The sequence below is a fragment of the Halomonas sp. BC2 genome (assembly GCF_002078115.1).
Classification (GTDB): Bacteria; Pseudomonadota; Gammaproteobacteria; order Pseudomonadales; family Halomonadaceae; genus Vreelandella; species Vreelandella stevensii.
In genome coordinates, this window is the sequence record NZ_LFGT01000020.1 from 58,780 (window position 1) to 83,790 (window position 25,011).

Here is a 25,011-nt window from a genome sequence, read left to right on the forward strand (position 1 = left end):
ACGTCGCGCTTTCTGATCAACTCCACGGTGGGTATCGGGGGGCTGTTGGATTATGCGACGCATATGGAGATCACCGCCGAGCGTGAAGATTTCGGCCAGACCCTGGCCGTCTGGGGCTGGGAAGATTCACGTTATCTGGTGCTGCCGCTGCTGGGGCCGCGTACCCTGCGAGATGCGTCGGGGTTCCCGCTGGATATCGCGGCGCATCCCATCACCTACATGGACGATCACCAGCTGCGCGCTGGCCTGACTGCACTGGATATCGTGCACTTGCGGGCAGGCCTGCTGGATCAGGAGTCACTGATTCGTGGGGATCGCTACCGATTCATTCGCGATGCTTACTTGCAGCGTCGACAGTTCGAGATCAATGATGGTGAGCTGGGCGACGATCCCTTTGCCATGGACGATTTCGAGTTCGACGATAGCGACTTTGGTGAAGACGACTTCGCCGGTTGAGGCTAGACATGGATCACGCAAAGCAGTTGATCGCGGTAATCGATGAGCCCGGTAGCGAGCGTGATGCGCTGGCCGAGGCGATTACCTGTGATGATATGTGGGTGTTTGCCGCAGACAATATCGATCATCTGCCGGTGGGCACCGCGCTGATCGTCGCCCATGCTAGAGCGGTGCCCAGGCAGCAGTGGTCGCAACTGGCCCATCGCCTGCCCGCACTGGTCGTGAGTGATACCCGCCAGGATGCGGATTTGATCAAGGCAATCGACGCTGGATTGGTGGATTACATCGTCCACCCGCTCAGGCATGCCGAACTGCTGCGCAGGATGATTCGCAAGGCCATCGAGCTGCATCAACTGGCCCAGGAGCGTGACCGTGACCGACAACGGCTGGCGGAGCTGAACGAAAGCCTGGAAACCCATTTGGCCCTGCTGAGAATGGACCAGCAGAGTGGTGGGCATATCCAGCGCCGTCTGCTGCCGCCAAGGCCCAAGGTGATCAGCGGCGTCTATTACGATTACTGGTTTGCGCCGTCGCTCTATTTGTCGGGCGATTTTCTCGACTATCAGCGTTACAACGAGCGCTTTAGCGTGTTCTATTTTGCCGATGTGTCCGGCCATGGGGCCTCCTCGGCCTTCGTGACCGTGCTGCTGAAGTATCTCTGTAACCGCTGGCTGAACGAGTGGGATGGTCAGGACCCTGAGGCGTTGCCGCCCCGCTGGTTATCGGCCCTGAACCGTGAACTTCAGGATACCGACATCGGCAAACACGCCACTTTATTTGTCGCTGTTATTGACCATGAGGAAAAGACTCTGCACTATTCGCTCGGCGCCCAGCTTCCCATGCCATTATTGGTGGCGGATGGAAACCTGACGCGTTTGGCGGGGGAAGGAATGCCGGTAGGCCTTTTCCCTGATGTGGAGTATCCTTCGCTTAGCTGTCCGCTGCCAGCCAACTTCCAGTTGTGGCTGTGTTCAGATGGTGTATTGGAATGCTTGCCGGGTAAGACGCTCGACACGCGGCTCACGGAACTTGAGCAACTAGTAAGCGAAAGTGTCACGCTTGAGCAGCTGCGAGACCGGCTAGCCAACACCAACTCGCTCCTGAGTGGAGACGACGAGGACGATGAGGCGAACCAGGACCGCGATGCTTTACCCGATGACCTGACAATCATGATGGTGAGCGGATTTGGTCATGCTGATTGAAGAAGGCCGCATCAAGGCGGCGTTCGATTCTGGTGTTTTTGTTCTAAAGCTGTGTGGTGATGTAAGACTCACACTCTGCGCCACACTCGATACCCAGGCACAACGTCTCGCGGAAACGCCGGGCCTGCGTGCGGTGATGATTGACCTGCGCGAGGCGACGAACGTCGACTCGACGGCGCTGGGCTTTCTCGCCAAGGTGGCCATGGCCGTCAAAGGCCGTCTGGAGCAGCCGCCTACCATCATTGCGGATAATCCGGATGTCCGGCAGATGCTGGATGTGATGGGGTTTGCGCGCTTCTTTACGCTGATGTCGGCACCGCTGCAGCAGTCGGCACCGCTGGAGACGGTATTGGAAGAGCTGCCCGAGGAGCCCGCCGACGAAGAGGGGCTGCGCGGCCGCATTCTGGAAGCACATCGTATCCTGATGCACATGAACGAGCATAACCGCGAGCAGTTTCAGCCGCTGGTGGAGATGCTGGAAGCCCAAGGGGCTCCTGCCAAATAAAGCCCTCTGGCCCATGATGCGCCAGAGGGCTGTTCACAGACGCCTGGTGAGCAGGCGTGCAAAAGTCGCAGCCTAGCCCTTTCTTAGCGTGCTCAGCAGTTCTTCCAGCTTGCGCTGGTCAGCCATGAACTTACGAATACCTTCGGCCAGCTTATCGGTGGCCATCTCGTCTTCGTTCATTGCCCAGCGAAAATCGGCTTGTGTCAGGGCTTCTTGCGGTGAGCTGCTGGCGCCAAGGGGGCTGAGTTGGCGGGGCAGGTCGGCCTCGATCTCGTCCAGCTCCTTGAGCAGGGCAGGGGAGATGGTCAGGCGGTCACAGCCTGCCAGCGCCTGAATTTCACCGATGTTACGAAAGCTGGCACCCATCACGATGGTGGGGTAGCCGTGGCCTTTGTAGTACTCGTAAATCCCTTTGACCGACTGTACGCCCGGGTCCTGTGCGCCGCTGAAGTCGGCATCAGGCTGACGCGCCTTGTGCCAATCCAGAATCCGACCCACGAAGGGCGAGATCAGCGTGACGCCGACATCGGCGCAGGCCTGAGCCTGGGCAAAGCCGAACAGCAGGGTCAGGTTGGTACGAATCCCGTCGCGCTCCAGCTGGTGAGCGGCCTGAATACCTTCCCAGGTGGAAGCCATCTTGATCAGAATACGCTCGGGACCCACGCCGTACTCGGCATAACGCTCGATCAACGAGTGGGCCTTGGCGATGGTCGCTTCCTTGTCAAAAGAGAGACGCGCGCTGACCTCGGTGGACACATAGCCGGGAACCAGCTTGCTGATTTCGCTACCGATATCCACCGCCACCCGATCGACCGCGTCGTCCAGGTCGGTGCTCTCCTTGGCGATACTGGCCAGACGAGCACGGCGCTCCTCCTGTTGGGCCGCCTGAAGAATCAGCGAAGGGTTGGTGGTGGCGTCCTCGGGCTGGAAGCGACGAATGGCCTCCAGATCCCCGGTATCGGCCACCACGGTGGTCATCTCTTTCAATTGGCTTAATAGACTAGTGGCCATGCAGTGCTCCTTGTATGAGTCATGGTTACTCTAACAAGGCTGGCTCGCGTTGAGTATGTTTGATCGGTGATGATAGCGAAGAATCCGCTGCCCGCCACTGATAGCCGATGGTCTCGGGTTGCTGGCTGATCTTGAATCGGGCCGCTTGCTCTCGCATCCCTTCGGCAGCCGACTCCAGCGACATGGCGTCCTGTGCGGTGGCATCCACCTGAAGCGCATTGGCCTGGGTCACCTGGGTCTGCTCCTGCAGGGTCTCGTTGATCTCTTCGATGTTCTGGTGCTGCAGGTGGGCGGCTTCGGCAATATCGGTAATCAGGCGGTGAGTCGTGGAGATCGAGCCGACCATCTCCTCGAACTGCTGGTTGGCATCTCGGGAAAGCTGGTTGCCGCGCTCGATACTGGTATTGGAAGAGGCCAGCAGGCCGCGAATCTGGGTGGCAGCTTCTGCGCTGCGGGTGGCCAGTGAACGCACTTCAGCGGCCACCACGGCAAAGCCGCGCCCCTGTTCGCCCGCACGGGCCGCTTCCACTGACGCGTTGAGGGCCAGCAGGTTCGTCTGGAACGAAATGCCATTGATGACGTTGACGATGTCGTTGACCTGCTTGGCGTGGGCATCGATCTCTTCCATGGTCGACAGAAAGGCTTCCATGGTGTGGTGGCTCTGCTGAGCTTGTGTCGTGGCGTGTTCGGTCAGTTCCTTGGCCTTCAGGGCATGCTCGGCGGTGTGGGCCACGCTATCGGTCAGGGTATGTACGTTGGTGGCCGTGTTGTCCAGTGAGGTGGTTTGCTGATGGGTGCGCGTGGCAAGGTCCTCGTTACCCAGTGCCAGCCGCTGAGCACTCTGGAACACGTGCTGGCTGTTGCCATGCAGTTGCTTGACGGTCTCGATCAGGGAGTTTTGCATGACCCCCAGGGCCGCATAGAGCTGGCCGATTTCGTTGTTGCCACGGGCCGACACCTCGGCACTCAGGTCTCCTTCGGCCATATGACGAAAGTGGCTGATCAAGTGGCGGATGGGCTGTAGCAACTGGAAGTGGCCCAGCCAGATCAAGGCGCCCATCAGGGCCAGGGAGACCGCCATACCCAACGCCAGCCCAGCGGCCACCATACCTGCGCGCTGCTTGGCGTCCTGCATCAGACTGACACCCTGCTGATCGGCTACCTGGTAAAACGCCCGAGCATGGCCTGCCAGGGCCTCGCTGTGACCCATGGCTTCCAGGGTGATTTGCCGATAGCCGCTGCGGTCACCGGTGGTAATGGCGTTGCGCTGGGCATCCATGCTGGCCAGCAGTTGATGGGCGCGCTCATCGATGGCGTCGCGCAACGCTGAATAGGGGCTGTTCTGGGTGGCCTGAAGGAAACTTTCCAGCGCCTGGGACATCTCGTTCAGCTCGTACTCGACGGCTTCCAGCGCTGCGATGGGGTCACCGAGCGACGGACGCAATTGGCGCTCCAGAGCACGGTCCATGCGATTGAGACCTTCCAGGCTGGCAATGTGCAGCCGATTCAGCGAGGAGGCCTGCTGGACATTGACCTGCTCAAGCGAGGCAAGGTCACGCTGGCTCTGCTGCATGATATGCCAGGCCAGTGCGGCGAACATCAGCAGGCAGCCTGCCATCAATAGCAGTGCGGCCAGGCTCAGGTTGCGTAGCGAAATGTTTTCCAGCTTTTTGAGTATCATCGTGGCCCCCAGGACAGCGTCATTTGAATCATGACGGGCAGCTTAATGGGCAAATGTTTCAGTTCTGAGTGGGCGATGCGCGATTCTGGGGTTGTGTGTATGATTAGCGTCCTACCTAAGTGGCCAGCGAGCGGCCAACCAGCGTAGCTTTCGAGGAGATGTATGGAACTCAATCCGCGTCGCGTAGCGCTATTGGTGGCGGCCAATACGGCGTTGGCCCCTTTTGCCATAGATGCCTACCTACCTGCCATGGGAGTGCTGGCGGAAAGTATCGATGCCAGCATTCACCATACCGAGCTTTCCATCAGCATGTTTCTGTTCGGCTTTGCGCTGGGGCAGCTCTGTTTTGGCCCGCTGTCGGACCGTATGGGCCGCAAGCCCGTGTTGCTCAGCGGGCTGGTGGTCTTCATGCTGGCCAGCTTGATGATCACCACCGCCGATAGCCTGACGTCGCTGCTGGTATGGCGGTTCGTGCAGGCGCTGGGCGGGGGAGCCTGCGTGGTGAATTCGGCGGCCATCGTGCGGGATTGTTTCAGCGGGCGTGAGGCTGCCAGGGTGATGTCCACCATGGCCATGATCATGATGCTGGCGCCGCTGGTGGCACCGGCGGTCGGGAGCCTGCTGCTGCATATTGCAGGCTGGTGGCTGATCTTTGTGTTTCTGGCTGTCTATGCAGGCTTTTTGCTCTGGCTGCTGGGAACACGCCTGCCTGAAACCCGCGCCCCGGGCCTGCCTGTTGCCACTCCTCGTCAGGTGCTGGGTAACTACGCCAGCGTGCTGCGTCACCGGGAAGGGATGGGGTACATTTGCGCCGTGGCAGCCTCGTTTGCGGGCCTCTTCGCGTTCGTAACGGCCTCACCCTTTCTTTATCTGGAGTATTTCTCCCTCTCTCCGGGCGTTTACCCGCTGGTGTTTGGGGTCAACGTGGTCATGATTGCGCTCTCCAATCGGCTGAATATCCATCTTCTGCGCAAGCGCACACCCCAGCAGAACCTGCGCTTTGGCTTGACGGTGCAGCTATGCGCCGCGCTGGCACTGGTGGCTGCCACGGCCCTGGGCCTGGCCTCGTTGCCGGTGGTGGTGGCGCTGGTGATGCTGTTTACCGGCATGATCGGACTGATCACGCCCAACGCCATTTCGTCGCTGTTGGATCATTTCGGCCATATCAGCGCCACGGCCACGGCGCTGCTGGGGGGTATTCAATTCAGCTGTGGCGCGCTGGCGGGTGTGCTGGTGGGCCTCTTCCAGGTAGAGCACCTCTGGCCGATGGTGCTGACCATGCTGGGCGCGGCGCTGCTGGGTAATATCGGGGTGAGAAAGCTCACCCAGGCGGTCTAGGCGTGGCGATGCTCGAATGGCTGGCGCTCACCATGGAGCTCTCTTTGGGAATTTCTCTGGCAACATGGCTGGCCTGTGCCGGGGTGCTGCTGCTGGGGGCTTTCGTACAGCGTGCCACGGGGTTTGGCCTGGCGGTCGTCGGGGCACCGCTGCTGCTGATGCTGGAGCCACGGCTGGTGCCGGTGGTGCTGGTGCTGTTCGGTTTTACGGTCTCGCTGATGATGGTGCGCCGCTATTGGCACGAAGTGCATCTGCGCGAGATTAGCGTGGCACTGGTGGGGCGGCTGCCGGGTAATGGGCTGGGAATCTGGCTGCTGCTGGCGGCGCCCATGGCCGTGCTGGAAACGCTGATTGCCGCCATCGTGCTGTTTGCGGTCGGCGTGACGCTGTGCCGTTTTCATTTGCCGGTGAATCGCGTCACGCTGTTCGTGGCCGGTGTACTGTCGGGCATCTTCGGCACCGTGGCAGCCATTGGTGGGCCGCCCATCGTGCTGCTGATGCACGGCTTCTCGCCGGATCGCATGCGCGGCAATCTGGCGGCCTTCTTCGTCATCACCTCACTGCTGACCTTGGCGACGCTGGCGCTGGCGGGGCAGCTCAGCATCTGGCATTTCAAGCTGGCGCTGACGTTCCTGCCTGCCGTGTTGATTGGTAATGCGTTGGCCGATGCGGTCGCCCATCGGCTGGATAAAGTACTGCTACAGCGCTGTTCATTGGCCCTGTGTACCTTGGCGGCACTGGGCTTGCTGCTTTGAGCGTGCCCCAGGCCAACGCTTCGTTAACACTCCTCGCTAAAAAAATTACCGCTGTCATATTTCTGCAATCGTCGCTGTGCAAACTCCTCGGTGTGAAAGGCCAATCGCCAACATTGCCGAACGGCTCAAATCGAATAGCCCAGGCATGAAACTAGAAGGGGACACGACGATGAAAGTAACGAAAAAGACACTAGGTGTTGTAGTTGCTGCCGCTCTTGCTACCGGCGTATCGACGGCTGCTACTGCCCGTGACACCGTGCAAATCGCTGGTTCTTCGACGGTACTGCCGTTTGCCAGCATCGTTGCTGAAGAGTTCGGTAACACTTATTCCCAGTTCAACACTCCGGTCGTCGGTTCTGGTGGCTCCGGTGGCGGCCTGCGCCAGTTCTGTCAGGGCGTTGGTGAGAACACCATCGACATCGCCAACTCTTCTCGTGCCATCCGCAGTGGCGAAGTAGCCAACTGTAACGAAAACGGCGTTAATGACATCCTCGAAGTGATGTTCGGCTACGATGGTATCGTGTTTGCATCGCGTATCGACCGTGACGAGTTCGCTCTGACGCCTGAGCACGTGTTCAAGGCCGCTGCCGCTCAAGTCACTCAGGATGGTCAGCTGGTCGACAACCCCTACACCCGCTGGAACGAAATCGACAGCAGCCTGCCCGACCAGGAAATCGTGCTGGTGATTCCGGCTTCCAACCACGGCACCCGTGAAGTATTCGAAGAGAAAGTCATCCACGCTGGCTGTGAAAGCGACGCCAACGTAGAAGGCGATGCCTGTGACTCGCTGCGTGGCGATGGCCGTATCGTCGAAATCGCCGGTGACTACACCGAGACGCTGGCTCGTCTGGATGCCCAGGCAGATGCCGTTGGTGTCTTCGGTCTGAGCTTCTACGACCAGAACCGTGACCGTCTGCAAGTGGCCACGGTGGATGGCGTGACGCCCAGCCTGGAAACCATCGGTTCTGGCGAATACCCCGTTTCTCGTCCGCTGTTCTTCTACGTGAAGGGCGAGCACCTGGACGTGATCCCGGGCCTGGCCGAGTACACCGAGTTCTTCCTGAACGACATGATTTCTGGCTACGGCAGTCCGCTGGAAGACGCTGGTCTGATCCCAATGAGCGAAGAAGAGCGTGCTGAAGCACTGGCTCAATTCGAAGCCCGTACCGTGGTAAGCGTTGAAGAGTAAGACTGCCGCCATCGCTTAACAGCGATGATCAGGTAGGCATTGCGCCAGCATCATGGAAATGGTGCTGGCGCTTAAACGTAGGAAATCATGGGCGGAGAGAGAATGAGTAACATTGCCTTGATAGCCACGCTACTCGTGATAATGGCCTTGGCTTACCACTTGGGGTTAACACGCAGTCGCGCGGTTGCGGCAGAGCACGATGTCAGAATGCATTCGCGCCCCGGTTATTATGGAGCGTTGGTGGCCCTGTGGTGTGGGCTGCCAGCGCTTGCCCTATTTATATTGTGGTCGCTGTTGGCACCACAGTTGATTGATATGCTGGTCGTTCAGCAACTGCCCCCCGAGCTGGTGGCAGGCATGAGCGAACGTGAAATGAACACCTTGTTGCGGCGTATCACCGCGCTGGCCAACGAGCGTAACGTGGCCGGAGGGGGAAGCGCCGAGGAGTTGGCCGCGGCCGCACACATGGCGCGCCTGCAGACTTTCCAGAACACCACGCTGATCGCGCTGATGGCCGTGGTGGCCGTGGTGGGGCTGGTGTTTGCCCGGCGGCGTATTTCCCCTCAGTGGCGGGCGCGTAATCATGTCGAGCGCGTCATCTCCATTGCGCTGGCCTCCTGCTCCGCCATCGCGATTTTCACCACGGTGGGCATCGTGTTGTCGATGCTCGGTGAAGCGCTGAAGTTCTTCAGCTTCATCAGCCCGGCAGAGTTCTTCCTGGGTACGACCTGGAATCCGCGTTTCAGCACGTCGGGAAGCGATGCGCAGGGGGAATTTGGCCTGCTGCCGCTGCTGTGGGGCACCATGATGGTGAGTATCATTGCCTTGCTGGTGGCGATCCCCGTGGGGCTGATGACGGCGATTTACATGGCCGAATATGCGCCCCCCTGGCTGCGTAACGTGGCCAAGCCGATCATCGAAATTCTGGCCGGTATCCCGACCATCGTGTACGGCTTCTTTGCCCTGATCGTCATTGGGCCTTTCCTTTCCAGCCTGGGCGATATGGTCGGTATCAATATCCGCACCACCAGCGCGCTCACCGCGGGCCTGGTGATGGGCATCATGATCATTCCGTTCGTATCGTCACTCTCTGACGACATTATTACTCAGGTGCCCAAGTCACTGCGCGATGGTGCGCTGGGGCTGGGGGCAACCAAGTCCGAGACCATTCGCCAGGTGGTATTGCCTGCGGCGCTGCCGGGTATCGTTGGTGCCTTTCTGCTGGCGGCCAGCCGCGCCATCGGTGAAACCATGATCGTGGTATTGGCGGCCGGTAATAACCCGGTACTGCACGGTAATCCGTTCGAGGCGGTATCGACCATCACCGTGACCATCGTTAACCAGTTGACCGGGGACATGGACTTTGCCAGCCCACAGTCGCTGGTGGCCTTTGCTCTGGGCTTGACGCTGTTCGTCATTACCCTGGGCCTGAACGTCATCGCACTGGTTGTGGTGCGTAAATACCGCCAGCAATACGAGTAAGCGACCATGTCTATTACGATTGAGCAGCGCCGTCAGCATCGCCTGACCACGATCGAAAACTCGCTGGCAAGACGTCATCGTCAGGAAAAGCGTTTTCGCTTTGCCGGGTTGGCCGCCGTCGTGACCGGCCTGACCCTGGTCGCCATTCTGTTCATCAGTATTCTGATGCGCGGTGTGCCGGCGTTTTGGCAAGCGACGCTCTACCCGGAGGTGTACTTCGACCCCGAAGTGATCCAGCTGGAAGAGAAGCCGGTGCGCGCCAGCGGTGAAAGCCAGTCGGCGTTCAACGAACGTTATTCCGCGTGGCTGACCCAGGCAGGACTGGTCAACTGGCAGTCATTGATCGACCGCGCCATGGAAGAGGCGCTGGGGGTCGAGGTCGAGCCTCAACAGCTACGTGATCTGCGTGCCCTGGTGACCTCGGGTGAGCGCTTTGCACTGCGTGAGAAGTTCATCAAGGATCCTTCCTTGCTGGGCCAGACCGTGGAAGTGAAAATGCTCGCGGCGGCCAACGTCGACGTCTGGATCAAGGGCAATATCGACCGCTCGCTGCCGGATGCGCGTCAGCAGTTGAGTGCCCAGACCCGGGAATGGGCTGACCGCCTTTACGATGAGAACGTCATCCGTAACTCCTTCAGTACGTCGCTGTTCCTGAATACCGACTCGCGCAGCTCGCCTGCGTCGGCGGGCCTGGCAGGGGCCTTCATGGGGTCGCTGTTCATGATGCTGATCGTGATCACGCTTTCGGTCCCCATTGGTGTAGCCAGCGCCATCTACCTGGAAGAGTTCGCGCCCAAGAACCGTTTGACCGATCTCATCGAGATCAATATCAACAATCTGGCAGCCGTGCCTTCCATCGTGTTCGGCTTGCTGGGGGCTTCCATCTTCATAGGCTATCTGGGCATGCCGCTGTCGGCGCCGCTGGTGGGCGGCCTGGTGCTGACGCTGATGACCCTGCCGACCATCATCATCGCTACCAGGGCATCGCTGCGCTCGATTCCGCCCTCCATTCGCCAGGCGGCGTTGGGGATCGGCGCATCGAAAGTGCAGACGGTCTTCCACCATGTATTGCCCTTGGCACTGCCGGGTATCCTGACGGGCTCCATTCTGGGCGTTGCCCAGGCGCTGGGCGAGACGGCACCGCTGCTGCTCATCGGCATGAATGCGTTCGTGTCCAACGTGCCCAGCACGCCATTGGAGCAGTCGGCTGCGCTACCGGTACAGATCTATCTATGGCAGGGTAACGAGCTGCGCAATTTCTTCGAGGCGCGTACGTCAGCGGCCATCATTGTACTGCTGGGGTTGATGCTGAGCCTGAACGCACTGGCAATCTGGCTGCGTAAAAAATTCGAGACGAGGTGGTAAGTGAATACTTCAACAGAGCCCAAGACATCCCCATTGGTGAGCGTAGGCGCTGGCGAGAGCCGCACCAGTAAAGCCACCGACAAGGTCAAGATGAGCGCCCAGGACGTCAAGGTCTTTTACGGTGCCAGTCAGGCGATCAATGGTATCAGCCTGGATGTGTACGAAAACGAAGTGCTGGCGTTCATCGGGCCTTCTGGCTGCGGTAAGTCGACCTTTCTGCGCTGCTTGAACCGCATGAACGACACCATCGACATCTGTCGGGTCGAGGGCAAGATCACCCTGGATGACAAGGATATCTATGCCCCGGATCGCGATGTGGTACTCCTGCGTGCCCAGGTAGGCATCGTGTTTCAGAAGCCCAATCCGTTTCCCAAGTCGATTTATGAAAACATCGCTTATGGCCCGCGTCTGCACGGTCTGGCAAAGCGCAAGGCCGAGCTGGACGACATCGTCGAGAGCAGCCTGCGCCGTGCCGGGCTCTGGGAAGAGGTCAAGGATCGACTGGATCAGCCGGGCACCGGGTTGTCGGGTGGCCAGCAGCAGCGCCTGTGCATTGCTCGCACCGTGGCCGTCAGCCCGGACATCATCCTGATGGATGAGCCGTGCTCGGCCCTCGACCCCATCGCAACGGCCAAGGTGGAACAGCTGATCGATGAGCTCAGCGAGAGCTATACCATCGTCATGGTGACCCACAACATGCAGCAGGCGGCACGCGTGGCCGACCGTACGGCGTTCTTCCACATGGGGGACCTGGTGGAGGTGGACAGCACCGACCAGATCTTCACCAATCCGCAAGACCAGCGTACCCACGATTACATCACGGGGCGCTTCGGGTGATCACGCCGTACTGATCACGGGTTACCCGCAGGGGGCGTGGCCGCCTGCGGGTTCGATAGCTGGTTTTTTTTGATTTTTAATATATGATTTTTCATATATTGACGATTCACTTGGCTCTGGAGGTTCAGCATGTCACTACGCATTGGTATCAACGGGTTTGGCCGTATTGGTCGTCTGGCACTGCGCAGCCTGTGGGCGCGAGCCGCTGCCGACGAGGTAACCCTGGTGCGCATCAACGACCCGGGCGGCGATGCGGCGACGTTTGCTCACCTGCTGGAGTTCGACTCGGTACATGGCCAGTGGGCGCCGGGGCAGGGCATTGGCGCTACCCCGGAGGCGATCACCATCGATGGCCGTACCATCGCCTTCAGCGCCCACAAGACGATTGCCGAAGGTGACTGGTCTGGTTGCGATGTGGTGATCGAATGCTCCGGCAAGATGAAAACCACGGAGAAGCTGCAGGCCTATCTGGATCAGGGGGTCGAGCGTGTGGTGGTCAGTGCGCCGGTCAAGGAGGAGGGCGTGCTCAACGTGGTGGTGGGCGTCAACGATCATCTGTTCGACCCTGCTACGCACCGCATCGTCACTGCGGCCAGCTGCACCACCAACTGTCTGGCCCCCGTAGTCAAGGTCATTCTGGAAACGTTCGGTATTCGTCATGGTTCCATGACCACGGTGCACGACATTACCAATACCCAGACGATTCTGGACGCACCGCACAAGGACCTGCGCCGGGCGCGCGCCTGCGGCATGAGCCTGATTCCCACCACCACCGGTTCGGCCAAGGCGATCACCGCCATCTTTCCCGAACTGACCGGCAAGCTGAACGGCCATGCGATTCGCGTGCCGCTGGCCAATGCCTCGCTGACCGATATGGTATTCGAGCTCGAGCGCGAAGTGACCGTCGAGGAGGTCAATCAGGCGCTCAAGATGGCCGCAGAGGGGCCCTTGAAGGGGATTCTGGGTTACGAGGAGCGGCCGCTGGTGTCTATCGACTATCGCACCGACCCGCGCAGTTCGGTCATCGATGCGCTCTCGACCATGGTCGTGAATGGTACGCAGCTGAAGCTCTACGCCTGGTACGACAACGAGTGGGGGTATGCCAACCGCACCGCTGAGCTTGCCTGGAAGGTGGGCAAGGAGCAGGCGCGCCGTGGCTGAGTCGCTCAGGGCACGCATTGGCGCACTGCCTTTCGAAGTGCGCCAGTATATGCTGATCACGGGCAACTACTGGGCGTTTACCATCACCGATGGGGCCCTGCGGATGCTGGTGGTGATGTACTTCCACCAGTTGGGTTACTCGCCGCTGCAAATCGCCATGCTGTTTCTGTTCTACGAAGCGTTTGGCGTGGTGACCAATCTGGTGGGAGGGTGGTTGGGCGCGCGGTTGGGGCTCAACCGCACCATGAACGTGGGGCTGGGGCTGCAGATCGTGGCGCTTGCCATGCTCATGGTGCCTGCCGGAATGCTTACCGTCGTTTGGGTCATGGCGGCCCAGGCGCTGTCGGGTATTGCCAAAGACCTGAACAAGATGAGCGCCAAAAGCGCGGTGAAAGTGCTGGTGCCGGCTGATAGCGCCAATGCCAACAGCGCCTTGTACCGCTGGGTAGCGATGTTGACCGGCTCCAAAAATGCCCTGAAAGGGCTGGGCTTTTTTGTGGGCGGCGTGCTGTTGACGCTGATCGGCTTTCGCGGCGCGGTGGTGGCCATGGCGCTGATGCTGGGTGCCGTGCTGGGGCTGTCGCTGTGGCGGTTGAAGGCTGACCTTGGCAAACAGAAGGTCAAGCCAAAGTTTTCCGAGATTTTCTCCAAGTCCCGCGCCATCAATGTGCTTTCGGCGGCGCGCTTCTGCCTGTTCGCCTCCCGGGACGTGTGGTTTGTCGTGGCCTTGCCGGTATTCCTCTATGATCAGCATGGCTGGAGCCACTGGACCGTGGGTGGGCTATTGGCCGCCTGGATCATTGGCTACGGCGGGGTGCAGACCCAGGCGCCCAGGCTCACCGCACTGTTCCGTGGAGACGCTCGGATGCTCACGGCTGGCTGGGCCGCCGCGCTTGCCGTGCTCGCCATTCTGCTGGCTCTGCTGCCCCTGGCACAGGTGGGGTGGCTGGTAGTGGGGCTGCTGGCCTTCGGCGTGCTGTTTGCCGTCAACTCCAGCTGGCACAGTTATCTGATCGTCCACTATGCCCGTGCCGATGGCGTGTCCATGGACGTAGGCTTCTACTACATGGCCAACGCCATGGGCCGCCTGGTCGGCACGCTGCTCTCGGGCTGGCTCTACATGGCCTATGGTTTGAGTGCGTGCCTGTGGGTGGCGGCGGCGCTGGTGGCTGCCAGCGCGCTCATGGCACTGGCGCTGCCCAGGCAGGTGGCGTGATTCGCTCGCCTGGCGCTGGCCTGACGCTCACCCTGGGGAGTACCCAGACCCTTGCCTGGACGTCCAGCTACTATCTGCCCGCCATTCTGGCGGGGCCCATGGCGCTGGAATTGGAGTTGTCCACTCGCTGGGTATTTGGCGCCTTCTCGGCTGCGTTGCTGCTGGTCGCCATGTTGGGACCCAGCGTCGGGCGCTTGATCGATCGTCAGGGCGGGCGCGGTGTGCTGATGGCCTCGAACGCCATCATGGCGGTGGGCTTGTTGGCACTGGCGCTGGCGCAAGGGGCGGTGACACTGGTGCTGGCATGGTTGCTGATGGGCGTGGGCATGGCGCTGGGTCTTTACGATGCGGCCTTTGCCACGCTGGGGCGGCTGCTGGGGAGTCACGCCAGGGCCTCGATTACCGGCGTGACCCTGGTGGCAGGATTTGCCAGTACTCTTGGCTGGCCCATCACTGCCTTCATCGAGAGCGAGTGGGGCTGGCGTGCTGCTTGCGCCAGCTGGGCGCTTGCCCATGTCGTGTTGGGAATGCCCTTGAACGCTCGCTTGCCCAAGGCCGAGCGAGCGCTCTCCAGCGCGTCGAGCCCTGCGTCTGAGGCGCCTGAACAGCCGCGTGTTACCCTGCTGCTGCTGGCGTACGTGTTCGCGGCAGGGTGGTTCGTCTCCACGGCCATGGCCGCCCACCTTCCCAGGCTGCTGCAGGAGAGTGGCGTTTCTCTGTCGATGGCGATTGCAGCGGCTGCTCTGGTGGGGCCTGCGCAAGTAGCGGCGCGTATGGGAGAGTTCGTTTTGCTGCGCCATTTTCACCCCTTGTTCGCAGGCAGGATCGCTACCACGCTGCATCCCGTGGGCGCCGGGTTGCTGACGTTTTTCGGCATGCCGGCCGCTGGGTTTGCGTTGCTGCATGGCGCGGGTAACGGCATGATGACGATTGCCTCGGGGACGCTGCCCCTGGCACTGTTTGGCCCGCAGGGTTTTGGGCGCAGGCAGGGGCTCATCATGATGCCCGCTCGGGCCTTGCAAGCCCTGGCGCCGCTGCTGTTTGGGCTGCTGATCGACCAGTGGGGCGCATCCGCGCTATGGCTGACGTCGCTGCTCATGCTGGCAGCCACGCTAGCGCTGCTGAGTATCCCGGCTCCCCGGCGTTAACGGGGCGCCATCCAGGAATAGCCGCCTGAATATCCACCATCCTTCCACTCGTAATCGCAGGCCTTGCCAGGCAAGGGACGGCTCTATCCAGAGGCCGGTCTCTGGCAACTGATGATATTCGAAGGCCGATGTATCGCTTGGCGCGCCCAGCTCTGCCACGGCGATATGTGCCGTCCCGCCACAGCAGCCATGACGTGGCGAACGGCGTACCGTCACCACGCCTCCATGCTGCTGGATGAATGCCACGGCAGGGTGCTCCATCTCGATGACTTGACGCATGACGCTCCTGGCTGCCCATGCCGGGCCGTTAGGTGGGGGGATAGTAAACGGTCTCTCCGTCTTCCTTGGTAAATTGTGCAACAGGGTGGTCCAGGAGCGCCAATACCTGCTCGGATGGGCGGCATAATCGCGTGCCCTTGGGCGTACTGACGATAGGCCGGTTGATGAGCAGCGGGTGAGCCATCATGGCGTCGATGAGCTGGTCATCGCTCAACGTCGGGTCGTCGAGCTGCAGTTCATCATAAGGCGTCCCTTTCTGGCGCAAGAGCGCCCTGGGGGGCAGCTGCATCATGGCCAGCAGTGCCAACAGCCGCTCTCGGCTGGGCGGCGTTTCCAGGTAGTGGATCACCTGGGGCGTTTCTCCCGATGCTTCGATCATGGCCAGCGTATTACGCGACGTGCCACACGCAGGGTTGTGATAGATCACGATCATGGCGGGGTCCTCATCAGGAGGGTTGGGCTGCAGGAAAATGCGCGCGCGTTTTATTGGCGATACGCACCAGGGCCAGCATGAGCGGCACTTCTACCAGCACGCCGACCACCGTGACTAGGGCTGCTCCAGACTGCAGGCCAAACAGCGCGATGGCGGCGGCCACGGCGAGTTCAAAAAAATTGCTGGCACCAATCATTGCTCCCGGTGCGGCGATATTATGCGGTACGCGCCACGCCTTGGCCCAACCGTAGGCGATGAAGAAAATAAGAAAGGTCTGAATGATCAGCGGAATGGCAATCAGCACGATATGCAGCGGATTGCTCAGGATGACATCGCCTTGAAAAGCAAACAGTAAGACCAGCGTGACGATCAGGCCCATGGGGGTGACCGGGGCCAGGCGTTTCATGAACACCTTGTCGTACCATTCGGCGCCTTTTCTGGCCATCAGCGCTTTGCGAGTGACATAGCCAGCGGCCAGGGGAATGACGATGTAGAGCACGACCGAGAGCAGCACCGTGTTCCACGGGACCTGGATGTTCGAGATGCCCAACAGCAGAACCACGATGGGGGCAAAGGCAAACAGCATGATCAGATCATTCAGCGCTACCTGTACCAGGGTGTAAGCCGCGTCGCCCCGTGTCAGGTAGCTCCATACGAACACCATGGCCGTGCAGGGGGCGGCCCCCAGCAGAATCGCCCCGGCCAGATACTGGTTGGCCAGCGCTTCAGGGATGAACGGGCGGAAAATCACCATGAAGAAGAGCCAGGCCAGCGCGAACATGGTGAATGGCTTGATCAGCCAGTTGACGGTGGTGGTGATGGTCAGCCCCTTGGGCTGACGGCGCACACCGGCGACCGCGCTGAAGTCGATTTGGGCCATCATCGGGAAAATCATTGCCCAGATCAGCACGGCGATGGGCAGCGACACCTGAGCATACTCAAAGCGCGCCAGGGTTTCCGGTACCTGGGGCGCCCATTGACCCACGGCGATACCGACCATGATGGCAATGGCCACCCAGAGCGACAAATAGCGCTCGAAAAGTCCCATGTCGGCGCTGCTGGGGGTGGCTGGCTGTGGCTGTGTCATGTTCACTCCTCGTTCAAATGGCGCGCTGGTTGACCCGTCGGGAGAGCTCTTCGGCACTCTCCTTGCGCTCGGAGTAGCGGTCGGTCAGCAGGTCGCTGCGCTCTCGGGTCAGCAGCGTGAATTTCATCAGCTCTTCCATGACGTCCACGATGCGGTCATAGAAAGGTGAGGGTTTCATGCGGTCGTCGTCATCGAACTCCATGAAGGCCTTGGGCACCGAGGATTGGTTGGGAATGGTCAGCATCCGCATCCAGCGACCCAGAATACGCAGCTGATTCACCGTATTGAACGACTGGGAACCGCCGCACACCTGCATGACTGCCAGTGTCTTGCCTTGGGTGGGTCTGACACCCCCCAGTGCCAGAGGAATCCAGTCGATCTGTGCCTTCATGATGCCGGTCATGGCGCCATGCCGTTCGGGGGAGCACCAGACCATGCCTTCCGCCCACTGGGCCAGTGTGCGCAGCTCTTCCACTTTGGGGTGGCTGGCATCCTCGGCATCGGGGAGAGGCAGTCCGCTGGGGTCATAGATGCGTGTTTGAGCCCCCATGGCTTCGAGCAGGCGCGCAGCTTCCTCGACGACCAGTCGGCTGAAGGAGCGTTTGCGTAGCGAGCCATACAGCAGCAGGATGTTGGGGGAGGGGAGGTCGTTACTCGTCAACCCCAGGGATTCCGGGCTGGGAATCTTGAACAGGGCAGGGTCGAGGTTGGGTAAGGTGTCGAAGTGTGCCATGTGAAGGTCCGTTAAAACGATGTCCTTCATTTTGGCATTGATATATGAATTTTCATATATCTTTTATGGCAACCTCCACCATTTTGTCAGCCATGGTCCAGACGCGCTTCATCGCTGCCGCCATGAAGCGCGCTGTGAATCAGTCGATCAGCTCGACCGCCACGGCGGTTGCTTCACCGCCGCCAATGCACAAGCTGGCGATGCCGCGTTTGCCGCCTTTCTGGCGCAAGGCATGAATCAGCGTGGCGATGATGCGTGAGCCGGTAGAGCCGATGGGATGCCCCTGGGCACAGGCGCCGCCAAACACGTTGACCTTTTCATGAGGCAGGCCCAGATCATCCATGGCCATCAGCGTGACGACCGCAAAGGCTTCGTTGATCTCGAACAGGTCCACATCATTGACGCCCCAGCCAAGCTTTTTCATCAGCTTCTCGATGGCTCCTACCGGCGCGATGGTAAACTCGCTGGGATGACGCGAGTGGGTGGCATGCCCCAGCATTCTGGCCAGCGGTTTGACACCGTGACGCTGTGCTGCTTCATGGCTCGATAAAATCAGCGCCGAGGCGCCGTCGGAGATCGAACTCGCATTTGCGGCGGTAATGGTGCCATCTTTTGCAAACGCTGGACGCAGCTGGCGAATCTTGTCCAGTTTGGCCTGAAAGGGCTGCTCATCGTGGGTCACCACGGATTCACCCTGGCGGGTCGTGACGGTGACGGGTGCCATCTCGGCATCCAGGTCACCATGGTTGGTGGCGGCCATGGCCCGTTCCAGCGAGGCGATGGCGAAATCGTCCAGCCGTTCACGGCTGTAGCCACGCTCGGTGGCCACCTCTTGTGCAAAGACCCCCATCAGCTTGCCGGTTTCGGCATCTTCCAGGCCATCGAGAAACATGTGGTCCTTCAGCTCACCGTGGCCCAGGCGATAGCCGCCGCGTGCCTTGGTCAGCACATGGGGGGCATTCGACATGGACTCCATGCCGCCTGCCAGCACTATTGCTCCACTGCCCGCCTTGATCAGGTCATGGGCCAGCATGGCCGCTTTCATGCCAGAGCCGCAGAGTTTGTTGATGGTCGTGGCACCATTGGCATCGGGAATGCCTGCCTGTCGCATGGCCTGGCGTGCCGGACCTTGCTTGACTCCGCCAGGCAGAACGCAGCCCATGATGCCCTCTTCGACGAGCGCAGCGTCGATGCCTGCTCGCTCGATGGCGGCGCGTATGGCCACGGCGGCCAGCTCCGGGGCGCTCAAGGTGGAAAGGCTGCCCATCATGCCCCCCATGGGGGTGCGGGTGGCGGATAAAAAGACGATGTCGGTAGCGTTACTCATGGCCTATCTCCTGATAGATTGTTGTGATTATCGTGCTGAGCGGCTAGCGATGCGTTGACCCGCTGGCGGGGCTGTGGTCTTCTCCTAGCTAACCAAGCAAGCGCTAGTGTAAATGACATGAATGTAATGAATGCCTCTCCTCGCCGCAAGGAATTGACGCGCTTAGCCGCTCAGCTATTCGTTCAAGAGGGCTTTGACCGCACCACGGTGCGCATGCTAGCCCAGGAAATGGGCATCAAGTCTGGCAGCCTGTTTCATCACTTCAAGGATAAGCAGGAAATTCTGGCAGCGGTGATCGAGGAGGGCGCTCAGAACGCACTGGCCATCGCCAGAGCGGCGCTACAGGCATGCCCCGATCAGCCAGAGGCGCGATTGCATGCCATGGCGCGCGCGCACCTCGATACGCTGTTTGCCGACCGTAATGCCCATGTGGTAGCGCTGTTCGAATGGCGTCGCCTGGACCCTGCGGCCAGCGCTCACCTGAGCCATTTGCGCGATGCCTACGAGGCCATGTGGGTCGAGGTGATCGACGATGCTCTGGCAGCAGGGCTCATTCATGGCGACCGCTTTCTGGTTTCACGTTTTATTCTTGGCGCCTTGAACTGGACCGTTCGCTGGTATGATCCCAATGGCCCGCGCACCCCGGACGACCTGGCCGATGAGCTGGTCGCGATGATCCTGTCTCGATGATTTTTTCTCGATAGTTCCTGGCCCCCTCTGGCTTCTCCAACCGCTGTCTGATCGACCAACGTCTAACCCTCTCGAGCGGCTTGCGGCTTGCGCTCTTGAGTAAATGCTTTTAGCGTTGAGATATTCGGTAGGCTTCCGTTAACGTAAACGGACAATAACACCAATACTACGTGGAATCCTGCCTGACCCAGTGCTCACGACCAACAACACAAGAGAGCCGTCATGACAGCGACATCAGCAGCAACCTCACTTCCCGCGTATTCGACATTTCTCGAGGATTTTTCAATAGATAGCGTCGTCGCCAGGCTGGATGACCACCACGATGGGTGCCTGAATGCCTACGAGGCTTGCTGTGGAAGGCACGTACGTCAGGGCCGTGGTGATGTGCTGGCGCTGGTGCATGAGGATACCCAAGGCCAAACCCACACGCTGACCTATGCCGAACTGGAGCAACAGAGTGGGCATCTGGCAGGGTGGCTGAAAAGCCAGGGGCTGGGGGAGGGTGACCGAATTGCCTGCATGCTGCCGCGCTCGGCAGCGCTGCTGGTGGCCGTGCTCGCCACCTGGCGGATTGGTGCGGTCTACCAGCCGCTCTTTACCGCGTTTGGGCCTGATGCGGTCGATTATCGGTTGGGGCGGGCAGATACCAGGCTGGTGATAACCGATCACGCCAACCGCTATAAATTCGATGGCCTGAGCCAGTGCCCGCCGGTGCTGGCCGTGGGTGGCGCTACCCGCGAGCATGCCCAGGATCATGATTGGCAGGCGGCATTGACGTATACGTCAATCAGCGATACCCCGCCCCGGCTGTCGCCGGATCAGCCGTTCCTGCAGATGTTTACCTCGGGGACGGTCGGCAAGCCCAAAGGCGTTGCCGTGCCCCTGTCGGGTATGACGGCCTTTGCGCTCTACATGGAGCTGGCGGTCGACCTGCGCGAGGAGGATCGTTTCTGGAACATGGCCGACCCCGGCTGGGCCTACGGCCTGTATTACGCCATTGCCGGGCCGCTGCTGTTGGGGGTAACGACACACTTTTGCGAAGCTGGCTTCAGTGCCGAAGGCGCGCTGGCGTTCATGAAACGTCATCAGATCACCAATTTCGCCGCCGCGCCGACGGCCTACCGCCTCATGAAGGCGTCTGGCCTGTTCGACGACGCTCACCAGACCCTGACGCTACGGGCGGCCAGCTCCGCAGGGGAGCCGCTCAATACCGAGGTGGTCACCTGGGTGGAAAAATCGTTGGGCTGTCCGGTGATGGATCACTACGGCCAGACAGAAACGGGCATGACCTGTAACAACCACCACTCCCTGGGCCACCCCAAGCACGTGGGGGCCATGGGCGTCCCGATGCCTGGCTATCGTCTGGCCATTCTCGACGCCGAATACAACGAGCTGCCGCCTGGCGAGCCTGGCGTACTGGCAGTGGATATCAAGCGCTCGCCAGCCCACTTTTTCCAAGGCTATACCTGGCAGGAGAAAGACCCCTTCGTCAACGGCTACTACCTGACCGGCGATGTGGTCATTCGTAATGAAGATGGGTCGTTCCAGTTTGCTGGCCGTGATGATGACATCATTACCACGGCGGGCTACCGAGTGGGGCCAACGGATGTCGAGAATAGCGTCATGACGCACCCGGCGGTGGCCGAGTCCGCCGCCGTGGGGCAGCCGGATGAGATTCGTGGCGAAGTCATCAAGTCGTACATCGTACTGCGCGATGGCTTCGAGCCCAGCGATGCGCTGGCGGAGGAGATTCGCCAGCAGGTACGCGAGCGGCTCTCTACTCACGCTTTTCCTCGGGTCATCGAGTTCGTCGATGAGCTGCCCAAAACACCCAGTGGCAAGATTCAGCGCTTCAAACTGCGTGCTCAAGCCGCCGAGCAAGCGCGCCACAACTCTTGATTTACAGGACATCATTCAGAGGAAGAGTGCCATGCAGGTAAAGGATCGTACGTTTTTGATTACCGGGGCGGCCTCAGGGTTAGGGGCGGCGACGGCAGCACGACTGGTAAAGGCGGGTGGGAAGGTGGTGCTGTGCGACATGAGTGATCGTGTGGCGGACCTTGCCGAGCAGTGGGGGGCTCAGGCGCACGCCTGCATCGCCGACATTACCTCCGCCGACGACATGCAGGAGGCGGTGAACAAGGCCGTTGCGCTGGGGGGCGAAAGCGGCCTTTCGGGAGTGGTTCATTGTGCGGGTGTGGTCAGCGTGGCCAAGCTGGTGGATCGGCAAGGCAACCCGGCAGATCTCGAGAGCTATGCGCGCACCATTCAGATTAATCTGGTAGGTACCTTCAATGTCATGCGTCTGGCGGCCGCCACCATGGCCAGCAATCCGCCAGACGAAGGGGGTGAGCGGGGCGTCATCATCAATACCGCATCGATTGCCGCGTTCGATGGGCAAGTCGGGCAGTGCGCCTACAGTGCCTCCAAGGCGGGGGTTGTGGGCATGAGTTTGCCTGCTGCCAGAGAGCTGTCGCGTCACGCCATTCGTGTCATGGCCATTGCGCCAGGGGTATTCGAAACACCCATGATGAGCGAGATACCGGACGAGGCTGCCCAGGCGTTGGCCGCTGCGGTGCCTTTTCCCAAGCGTTTGGGCAAGCCTGACGAGTTCGCGCTGCTGGCCGAGCAGATCATTACCAACCCGATGCTCAATGGTGAAGTGATTCGCCTGGACGGCGGCATCCGAATGCAGTGATCGACGCTCAGTAAGCCCTGATGGATATCCTGCCCGTGCTTTTGGGGCAGGTTTTTTTATTTTAAAAACATGCCATTAGAAGGGTGGCGACCAAAGTTGTAGCCGGTTTTGCGGTTTAATTCAAACGACTGCTTGACTGTGTCGGGCCTGCGCGCTAATTTTCAAACACGTGTTTGAAAGTGTGTGCTGAGTAGCAGCCCTTTCATCCCCCCGTTTAGGAGAAGTGACATGCCCAGCTATCAAGCCCCCCTGCGTGACATGCGTTTCGTGATGAACGAAATGTTTGATTACCCCAGCCACTACGCGGCACTCCCCAACGGTGAAGAAGCGTCTCCCGATGTTGTCGGAGCGATTCTGGAAGAGGGTGCTCGTTTTGCTCGTGACGTGCTGCTGCCATTGAACCAGAGCGGTGATGAAGAGGGTTGTCTGCTGGAAGGTGGCGAGGTCAAGGCGCCCCGTGGTTTCAAGGAGGCCTACCAGCAGTATGTCGAAGGGGGTTGGCCAAGCCTGGCGGCGGACCCTGAGCAAGGCGGGCAGGGGCTGCCGCCTTCACTGGCCATGATGCTCTCCGAAATGATCTGCTCCACCAACCTGGCGTGGGGCATGTATCCGGGGCTTTCCCACGGCGCCGCAGACGCGCTGCGTCATCATGGAACCGAGGCGCAAAAGGCCACTTACCTCACCAAGCTGGTCGAGGGCGTATGGACCGGCACCATGTGTTTGACCGAACCCCATTGCGGTACCGACCTTGGGCTGATCAAGACCCGTGCGGTTCCTGCTGAGGGCGACACGTATCAGATCACCGGCACCAAGATCTTTATTTCTGCCGGTGAGCACAATCTGGCCGAGAACATCGTCCATCTGGTGCTGGCCAAGCTGCCGGATGCGCCGGAAGGCTCCAAAGGCATTTCACTGTTCGTCGTACCCAAGTTCCTGCCCGATGCCGAGGGTAATCCCGGGCAGCGCAATGGTGTCAGCTGTGGCTCTCTTGAGCACAAGATGGGTATTCACGGCAACGCAACGTGCGTCATGAACTTCGATGGTGCCACGGGCTACCTGGTAGGCGCGCCGAACAAGGGTTTGGCTTGCATGTTCACCATGATGAATGCGGCCCGTCTGGGCGTGGGGATTCAAGGGCTTGGTCTGATGGAGGCCAGCTTCCAGAACTCGCTCAGCTATGCCCGTGATCGTTTGCAGATGCGTGGCCTTTCAGGTGTTCAGGCCCCTGATAAAGCCGCCGACCCGATCATTGTCCATCCCGACGTGCGTCGTATGCTGCTGACCCAAAAAGCCTTTGCAGAAGGCGGGCGCATGCTGGTGCTGTACACCGCCCAGATGCTGGATGTGGTCGAGCATGGCGCAGCAGGTGAAGAGAAGGAGCGTGCCGAGACCTTGCTTGGCCTGCTGACGCCGATCGTGAAGGCCTTCCTGACGGAAGTGGGCTTCGAGTGTACCAATGAAGGCGTGCAGATTTTTGGCGGTCACGGTTTCATCAAAGAGTGGGGCATGGAGCAGTTGGTACGTGATGCGCGTATCACGCGTCTCTATGAAGGCACGACCGGTATCCAGGCGCTGGATCTGCTGGGCCGCAAGGTGCTGATGAGCCAGGGTGAATCTCTCAAGGTCTTCACCAAGGAGATCCACAAGTTCTGCCAGGCTGAAGCCGACAACCCTGCGCTCAAGGAATTCATCGAGCCGCTGGCCAAGCTCAATGCCCAGTGGGGTGAACTCACCATGGGTATCGGTATGAAAGCCATGCAGGATCGTGAAGAAGTAGGGGCTGCCAGCGTCGATTACCTTATGTACTCCGGCTATGTCGCTGTCGCCTATCTGTTTGCTCGCGCTGCCAAGCAGGCCGCTAGCGCACAGGGGGGTGAAGATGCCGCTTTCTACACGGCCAAACTGAATACCGCGCGTTTCTACTACCAGCGTCTGCTGCCACGTACCAGGGCGCACGCCGCCATGATCCAGGCAGGTGCCGGTAGCTTGATGGCGATTTCCAGCGAAGATTTTGGCCTGGGCTTCGAGATCTAAGCCCACGCCTTTGCCAGGCACTCTCTGGTCAGGGTACTGATCGGTGGTTTGCGGCAGGTTTGCCCTCGGGCATTACCTGCCGCTTTTTTATCTCGACTATTTTAAGGTTTTTTCAAAATAGCCCTTGCCAACCCGGCAGCGAATCCGTAAAGTACGCATCCGCTGCCGGGGACGCCAAGCGTTACCAGCGGTGAAGAAGGTTGTAAAACCTTCGGTTTGTCAGGAAGTTAGCGTCATCTGTTGGCTGGATTGATCGCTCGCTTCACGCGCTGAAAACAGCCCTTGACAAACACCGCGGAATGCGTAGAATACGCCTTCCTCGCTGAGGCAACACGGTTCAGGTCACCGAGCCAGTCACAGCGAAATGATTGCAGTGGTATCGCT

Annotated in this window: 23 protein-coding genes; 16 read left to right on the forward strand and 7 right to left on the reverse strand. The window is 60.1% G+C overall.

Going from position 1 to position 25,011, the window contains the following annotated elements; genetic code table 11:
- From B7L71_RS12565 to B7L71_RS12575, 3 genes are all read left to right on the forward strand, one after another.
- The coding region (locus B7L71_RS12565; RefSeq protein WP_139790134.1) for an MlaA family lipoprotein at positions 1-456 on the forward strand (456 nt) is incomplete at its 5' end.
- Between the two features lie 8 nt (positions 457-464).
- Entirely contained in the window at positions 465-1,658 is a 1,194-nt protein-coding gene (locus B7L71_RS12570; RefSeq protein WP_081138377.1) for a PP2C family protein-serine/threonine phosphatase, read from the forward strand.
- Entirely contained in the window at positions 1,648-2,163 is a 516-nt protein-coding gene (locus B7L71_RS12575; RefSeq protein ID WP_081138378.1) for an STAS domain-containing protein, read from the forward strand. The genes B7L71_RS12570 and B7L71_RS12575 overlap by 11 nt, the downstream gene beginning before the upstream one ends.
- Positions 2,164-2,235: 72 nt before the next feature.
- Here the strand turns inward: B7L71_RS12575 and tal are convergent, their stop codons facing one another.
- Together tal and B7L71_RS12585 are read right to left on the reverse strand one after the other, a co-directional pair.
- Positions 2,236-3,174 carry a transaldolase gene (gene tal, locus B7L71_RS12580; RefSeq protein ID WP_081138380.1) on the reverse strand — a complete coding sequence of 313 codons (939 nt, stop codon included), beginning with the start codon at positions 3,172-3,174 and terminating at the stop codon, positions 2,236-2,238.
- Positions 3,175-3,199: 25 nt separating this feature from the next.
- Positions 3,200-4,855 carry a methyl-accepting chemotaxis protein gene (locus tag B7L71_RS12585; RefSeq protein WP_081138382.1) on the reverse strand — a complete coding sequence of 552 codons (1,656 nt, stop codon included), beginning with the start codon at positions 4,853-4,855 and terminating at the stop codon, positions 3,200-3,202.
- Between the two features lie 162 nt (positions 4,856-5,017).
- On the opposite strand from B7L71_RS12585, the gene B7L71_RS12590 reads away from it, so the two are divergent.
- The 9 genes from B7L71_RS12590 (at position 5,018) to B7L71_RS12630 (ending at position 15,346) form a co-directional block, all read left to right on the forward strand.
- The gene (locus B7L71_RS12590) at positions 5,018-6,193 is read left to right on the forward strand and encodes a multidrug effflux MFS transporter (protein WP_081138384.1); all 1,176 of its coding nucleotides are present in this window, start codon (positions 5,018-5,020) and stop codon (positions 6,191-6,193) included.
- 8 nt (positions 6,194-6,201) lie between these two features.
- Positions 6,202-6,948 (forward strand): sulfite exporter TauE/SafE family protein, encoded by a 747-nt coding sequence (locus B7L71_RS12595; RefSeq protein ID WP_081138416.1) that lies wholly within the window; start codon positions 6,202-6,204, stop codon positions 6,946-6,948.
- A 169-nt stretch (positions 6,949-7,117) separates the two neighbouring features.
- On the forward strand, positions 7,118-8,137 hold the full coding sequence (locus B7L71_RS12600; protein WP_081138386.1) for a substrate-binding domain-containing protein: 1,020 nt from the start codon (positions 7,118-7,120) through the stop codon (positions 8,135-8,137).
- 102 nt (positions 8,138-8,239) lie between these two features.
- Positions 8,240-9,619 (forward strand): phosphate ABC transporter permease subunit PstC, encoded by a 1,380-nt coding sequence (gene pstC / locus B7L71_RS12605; RefSeq protein WP_081138388.1) that lies wholly within the window; start codon positions 8,240-8,242, stop codon positions 9,617-9,619.
- 6 nt (positions 9,620-9,625) lie between these two features.
- On the forward strand, positions 9,626-10,984 hold the full coding sequence (pstA, locus tag B7L71_RS12610) for a phosphate ABC transporter permease PstA (protein WP_016914325.1): 1,359 nt from the start codon (positions 9,626-9,628) through the stop codon (positions 10,982-10,984).
- 90 nt (positions 10,985-11,074) lie between these two features.
- Complete coding sequence (gene pstB, locus B7L71_RS12615) at positions 11,075-11,821, forward strand: phosphate ABC transporter ATP-binding protein PstB (RefSeq protein ID WP_050980293.1); 747 nt, start codon at positions 11,075-11,077, stop codon at positions 11,819-11,821.
- Between the two features lie 129 nt (positions 11,822-11,950).
- A complete protein-coding gene (locus B7L71_RS12620) occupies positions 11,951-12,982 on the forward strand; it encodes an ArsJ-associated glyceraldehyde-3-phosphate dehydrogenase (RefSeq protein ID WP_081138390.1) in 1,032 nt (343 codons plus the stop codon).
- Complete coding sequence (gene arsJ / locus B7L71_RS12625) at positions 12,975-14,198, forward strand: organoarsenical effux MFS transporter ArsJ (RefSeq protein ID WP_016914322.1); 1,224 nt, start codon at positions 12,975-12,977, stop codon at positions 14,196-14,198. The genes B7L71_RS12620 and arsJ overlap by 8 nt, the downstream gene beginning before the upstream one ends.
- Positions 14,195-15,346, forward strand: a complete 1,152-nt coding sequence (locus tag B7L71_RS12630; protein ID WP_081138418.1) for an MFS transporter — start codon at positions 14,195-14,197, stop codon at positions 15,344-15,346. Before arsJ ends, B7L71_RS12630 begins: the two co-directional genes overlap by 4 nt.
- On the opposite strand, the gene B7L71_RS12635 is transcribed toward B7L71_RS12630, so the two are convergent.
- The 5 genes from B7L71_RS12635 to B7L71_RS12655 all read right to left on the reverse strand — a co-directional run bounded on the left by B7L71_RS12635 (position 15,311) and on the right by B7L71_RS12655 (position 19,205).
- Positions 15,311-15,625, reverse strand: a complete 315-nt coding sequence (locus B7L71_RS12635) for a CC/Se motif family (seleno)protein (RefSeq protein WP_081138392.1) — start codon at positions 15,623-15,625, stop codon at positions 15,311-15,313. The genes B7L71_RS12630 and B7L71_RS12635 overlap by 36 nt on opposite strands.
- 28 nt (positions 15,626-15,653) lie before the next feature.
- A complete protein-coding gene (gene arsC / locus B7L71_RS12640) occupies positions 15,654-16,058 on the reverse strand; it encodes an arsenate reductase (glutaredoxin) (protein ID WP_081138394.1) in 405 nt (134 codons plus the stop codon).
- Positions 16,059-16,071: 13 nt separating this feature from the next.
- Positions 16,072-17,145, reverse strand: coding sequence for an ACR3 family arsenite efflux transporter (arsB, locus tag B7L71_RS12645; RefSeq protein ID WP_081138396.1), 1,074 nt, complete (start codon positions 17,143-17,145; stop codon positions 16,072-16,074).
- A gap of 13 nt (positions 17,146-17,158) precedes the next feature.
- On the reverse strand, positions 17,159-17,878 hold the full coding sequence (gene arsH, locus B7L71_RS12650) for an arsenical resistance protein ArsH (RefSeq protein WP_016914318.1): 720 nt from the start codon (positions 17,876-17,878) through the stop codon (positions 17,159-17,161).
- Positions 17,879-18,017: 139 nt separating this feature from the next.
- Positions 18,018-19,205, reverse strand: a complete 1,188-nt coding sequence (locus tag B7L71_RS12655) for an acetyl-CoA C-acyltransferase (RefSeq protein ID WP_081138398.1) — start codon at positions 19,203-19,205, stop codon at positions 18,018-18,020.
- 126 nt (positions 19,206-19,331) lie between these two features.
- Here B7L71_RS12655 and B7L71_RS12660 point away from each other — a divergent pair, with 126 nt between their 5' ends.
- The 4 genes from B7L71_RS12660 (at position 19,332) to B7L71_RS12675 (ending at position 24,627) form a co-directional block, all read left to right on the forward strand.
- The gene (locus B7L71_RS12660; RefSeq protein ID WP_081138400.1) at positions 19,332-19,895 is read left to right on the forward strand and encodes a TetR/AcrR family transcriptional regulator; all 564 of its coding nucleotides are present in this window, start codon (positions 19,332-19,334) and stop codon (positions 19,893-19,895) included.
- Positions 19,896-20,117: 222 nt separating this feature from the next.
- The gene (locus B7L71_RS12665; protein ID WP_081138402.1) at positions 20,118-21,794 is read left to right on the forward strand and encodes an AMP-binding protein; all 1,677 of its coding nucleotides are present in this window, start codon (positions 20,118-20,120) and stop codon (positions 21,792-21,794) included.
- 31 nt (positions 21,795-21,825) lie between these two features.
- Positions 21,826-22,593 carry an SDR family NAD(P)-dependent oxidoreductase gene (locus B7L71_RS12670; RefSeq protein WP_081138404.1) on the forward strand — a complete coding sequence of 256 codons (768 nt, stop codon included), beginning with the start codon at positions 21,826-21,828 and terminating at the stop codon, positions 22,591-22,593.
- Positions 22,594-22,821: 228 nt separating this feature from the next.
- Positions 22,822-24,627 (forward strand): acyl-CoA dehydrogenase C-terminal domain-containing protein, encoded by a 1,806-nt coding sequence (locus tag B7L71_RS12675; RefSeq protein WP_081138406.1) that lies wholly within the window; start codon positions 22,822-22,824, stop codon positions 24,625-24,627.
- Positions 24,628-25,011: the final 384 nt, after the last annotated feature.

Coding starts and splice junctions, on each gene's coding strand:
- B7L71_RS12570 (WP_081138377.1), top strand. CDS start 465: ATGGATCACGCAAAGCAGTTGATCGCGGTAATCGATGAGCCCGGTAGC.
- B7L71_RS12575 (WP_081138378.1), top strand. CDS start 1,648: ATGCTGATTGAAGAAGGCCGCATCAAGGCGGCGTTCGATTCTGGTGTT.
- tal (WP_081138380.1), bottom strand. CDS start 3,174: ATGGCCACTAGTCTATTAAGCCAATTGAAAGAGATGACCACCGTGGTG.
- B7L71_RS12585 (WP_081138382.1), bottom strand. CDS start 4,855: ATGATACTCAAAAAGCTGGAAAACATTTCGCTACGCAACCTGAGCCTG.
- B7L71_RS12590 (WP_081138384.1), top strand. CDS start 5,018: ATGGAACTCAATCCGCGTCGCGTAGCGCTATTGGTGGCGGCCAATACG.
- B7L71_RS12595 (WP_081138416.1), top strand. CDS start 6,202: ATGCTCGAATGGCTGGCGCTCACCATGGAGCTCTCTTTGGGAATTTCT.
- B7L71_RS12600 (WP_081138386.1), top strand. CDS start 7,118: ATGAAAGTAACGAAAAAGACACTAGGTGTTGTAGTTGCTGCCGCTCTT.
- pstC (WP_081138388.1), top strand. CDS start 8,240: ATGAGTAACATTGCCTTGATAGCCACGCTACTCGTGATAATGGCCTTG.
- pstA (WP_016914325.1), top strand. CDS start 9,626: ATGTCTATTACGATTGAGCAGCGCCGTCAGCATCGCCTGACCACGATC.
- pstB (WP_050980293.1), top strand. CDS start 11,075: ATGAGCGCCCAGGACGTCAAGGTCTTTTACGGTGCCAGTCAGGCGATC.
- B7L71_RS12620 (WP_081138390.1), top strand. CDS start 11,951: ATGTCACTACGCATTGGTATCAACGGGTTTGGCCGTATTGGTCGTCTG.
- B7L71_RS12635 (WP_081138392.1), bottom strand. CDS start 15,625: ATGCGTCAAGTCATCGAGATGGAGCACCCTGCCGTGGCATTCATCCAG.
- arsC (WP_081138394.1), bottom strand. CDS start 16,058: ATGATCGTGATCTATCACAACCCTGCGTGTGGCACGTCGCGTAATACG.
- arsB (WP_081138396.1), bottom strand. CDS start 17,145: ATGACACAGCCACAGCCAGCCACCCCCAGCAGCGCCGACATGGGACTT.
- arsH (WP_016914318.1), bottom strand. CDS start 17,878: ATGGCACACTTCGACACCTTACCCAACCTCGACCCTGCCCTGTTCAAG.
- B7L71_RS12655 (WP_081138398.1), bottom strand. CDS start 19,205: ATGAGTAACGCTACCGACATCGTCTTTTTATCCGCCACCCGCACCCCC.
- B7L71_RS12660 (WP_081138400.1), top strand. CDS start 19,332: ATGAATGCCTCTCCTCGCCGCAAGGAATTGACGCGCTTAGCCGCTCAG.
- B7L71_RS12665 (WP_081138402.1), top strand. CDS start 20,118: ATGACAGCGACATCAGCAGCAACCTCACTTCCCGCGTATTCGACATTT.
- B7L71_RS12670 (WP_081138404.1), top strand. CDS start 21,826: ATGCAGGTAAAGGATCGTACGTTTTTGATTACCGGGGCGGCCTCAGGG.
- B7L71_RS12675 (WP_081138406.1), top strand. CDS start 22,822: ATGCCCAGCTATCAAGCCCCCCTGCGTGACATGCGTTTCGTGATGAAC.